Origin of the sequence: Gordonia sp. NPDC057258, from assembly GCF_042668985.1 — a bacterium.
Classification (GTDB): Bacteria; Actinomycetota; Actinomycetes; order Mycobacteriales; family Mycobacteriaceae; genus Gordonia; species Gordonia hongkongensis.
On record NZ_JBHUXZ010000054.1, the window covers coordinates 23,577 to 29,906 of the forward strand.

5 protein-coding genes are annotated in these 6,330 nt (G+C 65.0%); 3 read left to right on the forward strand and 2 right to left on the reverse strand.

Going from position 1 to position 6,330, the window contains the following annotated elements; translation table 11 throughout:
* Positions 1-2: 2 nt before the first annotated feature.
* Together ACFUEJ_RS23260 and ACFUEJ_RS23265 are read right to left on the reverse strand one after the other, a co-directional pair.
* Positions 3-1,511, reverse strand: coding sequence for an amino acid permease (locus ACFUEJ_RS23260; RefSeq protein ID WP_388032232.1), 1,509 nt, complete (start codon positions 1,509-1,511; stop codon positions 3-5).
* 65 nt (positions 1,512-1,576) lie between these two features.
* The gene (locus ACFUEJ_RS23265; RefSeq protein ID WP_388032234.1) at positions 1,577-2,662 is read right to left on the reverse strand and encodes a beta-mannosidase; all 1,086 of its coding nucleotides are present in this window, start codon (positions 2,660-2,662) and stop codon (positions 1,577-1,579) included.
* Positions 2,663-2,843: 181 nt separating this feature from the next.
* On the opposite strand from ACFUEJ_RS23265, the gene ACFUEJ_RS23270 reads away from it, so the two are divergent.
* From ACFUEJ_RS23270 to ACFUEJ_RS23280, 3 genes are all read left to right on the forward strand, one after another.
* Positions 2,844-3,938 (forward strand): YdcF family protein, encoded by a 1,095-nt coding sequence (locus ACFUEJ_RS23270; protein WP_388032238.1) that lies wholly within the window; start codon positions 2,844-2,846, stop codon positions 3,936-3,938.
* A 942-nt stretch (positions 3,939-4,880) separates the two neighbouring features.
* On the forward strand, positions 4,881-6,047 hold the full coding sequence (locus ACFUEJ_RS23275; protein ID WP_388032240.1) for a hypothetical protein: 1,167 nt from the start codon (positions 4,881-4,883) through the stop codon (positions 6,045-6,047).
* 85 nt (positions 6,048-6,132) lie between these two features.
* Positions 6,133-6,330 (forward strand): hypothetical protein (locus ACFUEJ_RS23280; RefSeq protein WP_388032242.1); only part of this gene is annotated, 198 nt, incomplete at its 3' end.

Consider the following 6,330-nt stretch of genomic DNA (forward strand, 5'->3'; position numbering starts at 1 on the left):
CGTCAGCCGACGAGGTCCGGATCCGGATCGCGATGCGCCGACGCAGCCGATGTGGGTGACAGATCGGCGGTGAGCAGGTCGACGGTCGGGCTGCGCGTGATCACCTTGTGGCCCCACCACAGAGCGAGGAACACGAACAGTGCGCCGTAGGCGGTGAGCCACAGTTCGAGATTCCCCGCGGATCCGTCGCGGATCGCCGGGAGATTCTGCCCGGCGATGACTGCGACACACATGAGCAACGCGATGATCGGGCCGGCGGGGTAGAGCCAGGCCTTGTAGGGGAGTCTGCCGAGGTCCAGACCCTGCGCCTGCCACGCCCGACGAAAACGATAGTGGGCCCACGCGATACCCATCCACGTGATGAAGCCCGCCACCGACGAGGCGGTGACCAGCCAGACATACGCGCGACCGTCGCCCACCCGACTGGCCAGGAAGCAGAGGGCACCGATGGCCGTCGTCGCGGCCACGGCGAGGAGTGGCACTCCTGATCGCGTGACCCAGCCGAACACACGTGGGGCGTTGCCCTGCACCGACAGGCCGTACAACGCGCGGGTTGCTGCGAACAGGCTCGCATTGCCCGCCGACAGGATCGCGATCAGGATCACGGCGTTCATCATCGATGCCGCCACCGCGATCCCCGCGTCGGAGAACACGAGGGTGAACGGGGCGATCGCGATGTTCTCCTCGGACGCATTCAGCAGATTGGGGTCGGTGTACGGGATCAGGAACGCGATGACGGTCAGGGTGCCGATGTAGAACAGCAGGATGCGCACGAAGACGGTGCGCACAGCGCGTGGAATGGCCGTCTTCGGTTCGACCGCCTGGCCGGCGGCGACCGCGATCATCTCGGTGCCCTGAAATGCGAAACCGGCGATGAGGAAGACCGACAGCATCCCGAGCGGGAAGTCCACGAACGGAGCGTCGTCGATCGTCCAGTTGCTGAAGCCCGGCGACGGACGGTCGCCGACGACACCGAGAATCAGCAGCACGCCGACGATGAGGAAGACGACCACCGCGATGACCTTGATCGCCGCGAACCAGAACTCGGCCTCGCCGAATGCCTTGACCGCGAACAGGTTCAGCGCCAGCAAACCCGCCAGGAACACGACCGACCAGATCCACGACGGCACGTCGGGTGCCCAGTACTTCATGATCAACCCGGCGGCCACCAACTCGGCGGCCAGGGTGACCGACCAGTTGAGCCAGTAGTTCCACCCGGCTGCGAAGCCGAAGGACTTGGACACGAAGCGCTTTCCGTACTCCTCGAACGGGTTGCTGCACGGGATGTACGCCGACATCTCGCCGAGGCTCTGCATCAGGAAGAAGACCATGCAGCCCATCAGCAGATACGCCAGGATGGCGCCACCCGGGCCCGCGTCGGAGATGGTGGCGCCCGAGGCGACGAACAAGCCGGTGCCGATGGCACCGCCGAGCGCGAGCATGCTGATATGACGACTCTGAAGTCCCTTGCGCAGCGACTCGTCGGGGGTGATCCCCAGGGGACTGGACATCGGCAGAGTCTAACGGCCGGTCGGCCCGTCGGCCGGGTATTGCACTGTTGCCCGAGTGCTGACCCTCATCCGAGGCTGGTCAGTTCGGAGACCAGTTCGTGCACCGGGTCACCGGGACCGATGTCGTAGGTGCACTGGTCGTGCCTCGGGTCCGGCACGAATGCCCAGAACAGTGCGGTTGCCGTCCCGGCCGCCCGCTGACCGGCGACCTTGGTCCGGAAGTCGTCGGCGCGCTCGGACGTCGAACCGCAAGAGCCGGCATGCTGGCCGATCTCGTTCACCGCGAGGGGTTTTCCGACTGCGCGCGCCTGGCGTAGACGTTCGGCCAGTCCGTTCCACTGATCCCCGGGGAGCGCGACGCCGTCCGCACCGTAGTCGTGATAGTCCAGGACGTCCACGTAGGGGGAGCCGGCGACGTACTGGTAGTCGGGCCCGGCGGTGCCGCACTGGCCACCGCCGGTGAAGCCGGACCAGATCACCGCCCCGCCGTGCAGTCGGGTGACCATCGCGCCTGCGCTGCCGAAAAACGACCGCAGTACGCGCGCGGCGTCGACCGGGCACGACCGCTGCTGCCATGCACACGACTGATCGCCACAGACGGACGGCTCGGGTTCACCCACCAATTCCCATCCCGCCAGCGCCGGGCTGGTCTTCCAGCGCCGCACTGCCGTCTTGACCCATTGCTCGAACGTGAGTCCACCCGCGCCCGCGACGGTCCGCCAGCCCGATCGGTACCAGTCTCGTTCCTTGAAAACTCCGCTCTCGCATGCGCCATCGGCAGGGGCGAGGACAGGCAAGACCATCTGATCGTGCCGCGCGGCGGCGTCGAAGACGGCATCCATCGGTCCGAAATCCACTTGCTGGGTGTACTTGTTCACGGCCAGTTGAGCGAACAGATTGAATCGAGTGAGCGAATGCGGAGGTAAGGCGGCGAAATAGTCGTCGAGATCAACCATCGCTCCGCAACCGGCATTCACCGACCAATCGGTGGCCAGCTGGTAGGCGTCGAATCCGGATGGCCACCAGTGCCGTCCGTCGAGGGTCAATCCCGTTGGCGCAGCATCCACCCGGTTGGGTGCCGCATGTGCGGGCGGAGGCGGCATCCAGCTCAGGAGCAGGCCGATGCTCAGCACCAGAATCGGAGTTCTCATCGCGGGCAGATGCATTGTGTGCGTCCTGGGATGACGAGGACCGACTGTGGCGTCGGTCCAACTCGTTCGATGATTGCACGTGCGTGCGCTTTTCGATCGTGTACGGGAGTGGGTGGGGAGAAACGAGTCGTGCACGCCGAGATCGAGTAGAACGACTGGGCTCGGTTCCCGATGTCCTGACTTGCGCGACACATGTGACACCATCGAGCTCGTGCTGGGCGTACTGATAGTTGCTGCAGTGCTGCTCATCATGAGCGCGGTGCTCGCATGGCAGGACCCACGTCGTCTGAGCCCCGGCATCCTGCTGACCGCGGGCTTGTCGGGCGTGATGCTCGCCGCGGTGATCGCGGCCGTGGACAGGGGCGTCGACGACGACGGCTCGGTTCTCGCGCCGGCGGTGGTCATCGTGGCCCTAGGACTCGTTGCGCTGCTTGCCATCCTCATTCTCGGGGTGTCGTTGATCGCCAACGGTGTGACGCTTCTGCGCCGAGAGGGGCGCCGCCCCGCGAACTTGCTATCGGCGCTCCTGGGTGCACTCCTGTCCGGTTACGCGCTCGCTGTCCTGCTCGGGATCATGGTCGGATGGTTCGACGTGTCGACGAGCAACGCTCTGCTCAACTTCCTCCTGGCGGTGGGGATTCCGGCCGGCTATTTGGGATTCCTGTTCGCCTCGCTGCTGCTCTGGTCGTGGCTGTACGGCAGGTGGAGCAGGTGGCGGGCGCGACGGGCGAAGGTCGGCGCGATCATCGTCCTGGGTGCCGGTCTGCTCGACGGGTCCCGCGTCGGTCCGCTGCTGGCGTCACGACTCGACCGCGGTCGCGAGATCTATGATCTGGCTCGGGCTTCCGGCCTGGACCCGCTGATCCTCTGCTCCGGAGGCAGAGGTGGCGACGAGCGGCTGTCGGAGGCCGCGGCGATGGCCGAGTACCTCGTGTCGAAGGGCGTCGATCGTGATGCCATTGCGCTCGAGGATCGATCCACCGACACCGCGGAGAACCTCCGGTACTCGAGGCGTGTGCTCGACGAGCGTGGAGTGACCGAACCGGTCGCGGTGGTGACGAGCGGCTATCACGCCTTCCGCGGAGCGATGCTCATGCGGTCTGCCGGGATCGACGGATTCTCGACCGGCGCCCAGACCGCGCGCTACTTCGTCCCCAACGCCCAGGTCCGTGAGTTCTTGGCGGTTCTGCGTGACCACCGCTGGATCAACGCAGTCGTCCTGGTCCTGCTCAGCGTTCCGTTGATCTCCGGCACCGCGGTGGCCCTCTTCGGGTAGTCGACAGTGGACCAGGGGAGGGCCTGCGGACCGCGGTGATGGTGGAGCCGATGACGGGAATCGAACCCGCGTATTCAGCTTGGGAAGAATTTTCAGGGTCCGCACGTGGGTTCGAGTCGGGCAGGTAGACGCCTCGGCGTGACGGACGTAACCGCTGGTCAGACCAGGTAATAGGCCGTTTTCGGTCCGCTTCGGGTCGCCTCCGATTCGGTCTCGGACGGCTGGGATTCGCTCCCGGACGCGGCCCCGTTGCGGCCCCGTTTGGCAACTGTTAGTCCTTCCTAGGAGGTTCCCTGCCCAACCACTCCTGCCAGGTCTCCCGCTCACCAGGGCGGCGTGGACCGATCGGGGTGGTCTCGACATAGCGTTTGCATTGCCAGCATTCGTAGTTGCTGGCAGACAGGTCGACTGCTTGCCGTGCGAAGCAGTGCGGACACGCCACCTTGCGCATCCCTTTAGGGACCGGGTCACCATCACCGACTACGAGCGCAGCGAGGACCCCTAACGGTCCGAATAGAACTCCAATCAGGAACCACCCGAATGCGCTTCGATGCTTAGCGCTCGCGATCACGGCCGCGAGCACACCGCAGATTCCCCAAACGATCAGGAAGATTTCCACAACAACCCTCCCCTAGGGTTTGCCCGACCAACGAGGTTGCCGAGATCGTAACCGGTCAATGGGTTCCTGACCTGCGACTACTGCGATCTGATGCGGAACAGGCACGCGCCTGTGCTGGTCTCGGCAGGTGTCCACCGGGAACGGATGACGAGGGCGTCGATCGCGTGAACCGGTAGAGTTAGGGCCGAGTCGTCGTCGGAGGCGACCGGCTCACCCCATATTCGCTCAATTCCGCTGCGCGGTGCGTAGCAACTCCCTGGGCTGGTGGCCTGGAGCTAGAGCAACCCTCAGATCACGCCACCCAAACACTAGGGGAGACAACTATGTCCGTGCAATCCGTCCGCCAGCTCGCGCTCACGCCCATCTTCGGTGCGGAAGTCCGACGAGGCCGAGGTATCAGCAACCAGGCCGACGTCCTCGTCAACTCCACCGCCGACGGTATCGACCTCAACGTCATCTGGGACGAGTGGGCGGCGGTGCTCGACGTGTGGAACGAGGAGCGCACCTCGATCGCGTCGCTGCTGAGCTTCTATACGACACTGCGCGGCGAAGCCGTACCGCAGACGTTGGCGCAGATGAAGTTTGAGGAAGCGTCCGAGTTCGGTGTTCCGGTATCGGGCCGTGCCGACGCAGAAGTCCTGCGCCTCGGCTACACCTTCAAGGACCACGACCTGCGGCTGGGGATGACATGGAAGTTTCTGCGCGACGCCGATTCTCGGCAGCTCGACGCCAACCTCACCCAGGCAATCGAGGCGGACAACCGCTTGCTGACCGGGACGGTGTTGAACCGGCTGTTCGATCCGGCACCAGGCGCCAACGAGGATGCGACAACTGTCTATGGCCTGTACACCGGTGACGACGGAATCGCCCCGCCACCGTATATGGGCGTGGAGTTCCCTGAGACTACGTCGCACTACCTCGTCAGCGGTGCCGACACAATCGACTCCGGGGACCTCGAAGAGGCGATGAAGACCATTACGTCCAAGGGCTACGGTCCCGTGGCCGGCTCCCAGCTCATCATCCTCTGCAACGAGTTCGATGCGGACGTGATCGCGACGTTCCGACGCGGCGAAGAGTCTCGTAACGGTGGCCCAATTGCCAAGTACGACTTCGTGTTGTCGAAGTCTGCGCCAGCGTACCTGACTGAGGAGACGATCGTCGGTCAGCAGGCACCCGGAACCTACAAGGGCCTGCCGGTCTTCGGGAGCTACGGGCACGCGCTCGTAATCACGTCGAACCTGATCCCGGCCGGGTACGTGGCGGTCGCGGCGACGGGTGGCCCCAACTCGGAGGTCAACCCGATCGCGATCCGGCAGCACGCCAACACCGCGTTTCACGGTTTGCGGATCATCCCAGGGGCGGAGAAGTACCCCCTCCAGAACTCCTACCTCCAGCGATCCTTCGGTGTTGGCACCCGTCGTCGTGGCGCGGCTGCCGTGATCCAGGTGAAGGCGACGGGCGACTACGAACCGCCCACATTCGCAGTCTGACCTGGCCTTCGAAACTTGCCCCGCCCCGGCTAGCTCACCTCCCCGAGCGCGGCCGAGGCGGGGCAGACCTATCTGAGGAGACACAATGCGTCACTCACAAGACCCCGGCGAATCGGAGTTCTCGACAGGGCGGTCGAACGGTCGCCGCAGCACGACTGATCCCTATCGTCCGGCGCGGGGCGCCATGCCGGGCAACCCAGGTCCGACTGTGACCCCGCTGAGCGTGGAGGGTGAACACACGTATCGCGGCACTATCGCAAGCGACACCACTGCCGAGGCGGTT

Excerpts from the sequence above, each read along its gene's own strand:
- ACFUEJ_RS23260 (WP_388032232.1), bottom strand. The coding sequence starts at position 1,511 with ATGTCCAGTCCCCTGGGGATCACCCCCGACGAGTCGCTGCGCAAGGGA.
- ACFUEJ_RS23265 (WP_388032234.1), bottom strand. The coding sequence starts at position 2,662 with ATGAGAACTCCGATTCTGGTGCTGAGCATCGGCCTGCTCCTGAGCTGG.
- ACFUEJ_RS23275 (WP_388032240.1), top strand. The coding sequence starts at position 4,881 with ATGTCCGTGCAATCCGTCCGCCAGCTCGCGCTCACGCCCATCTTCGGT.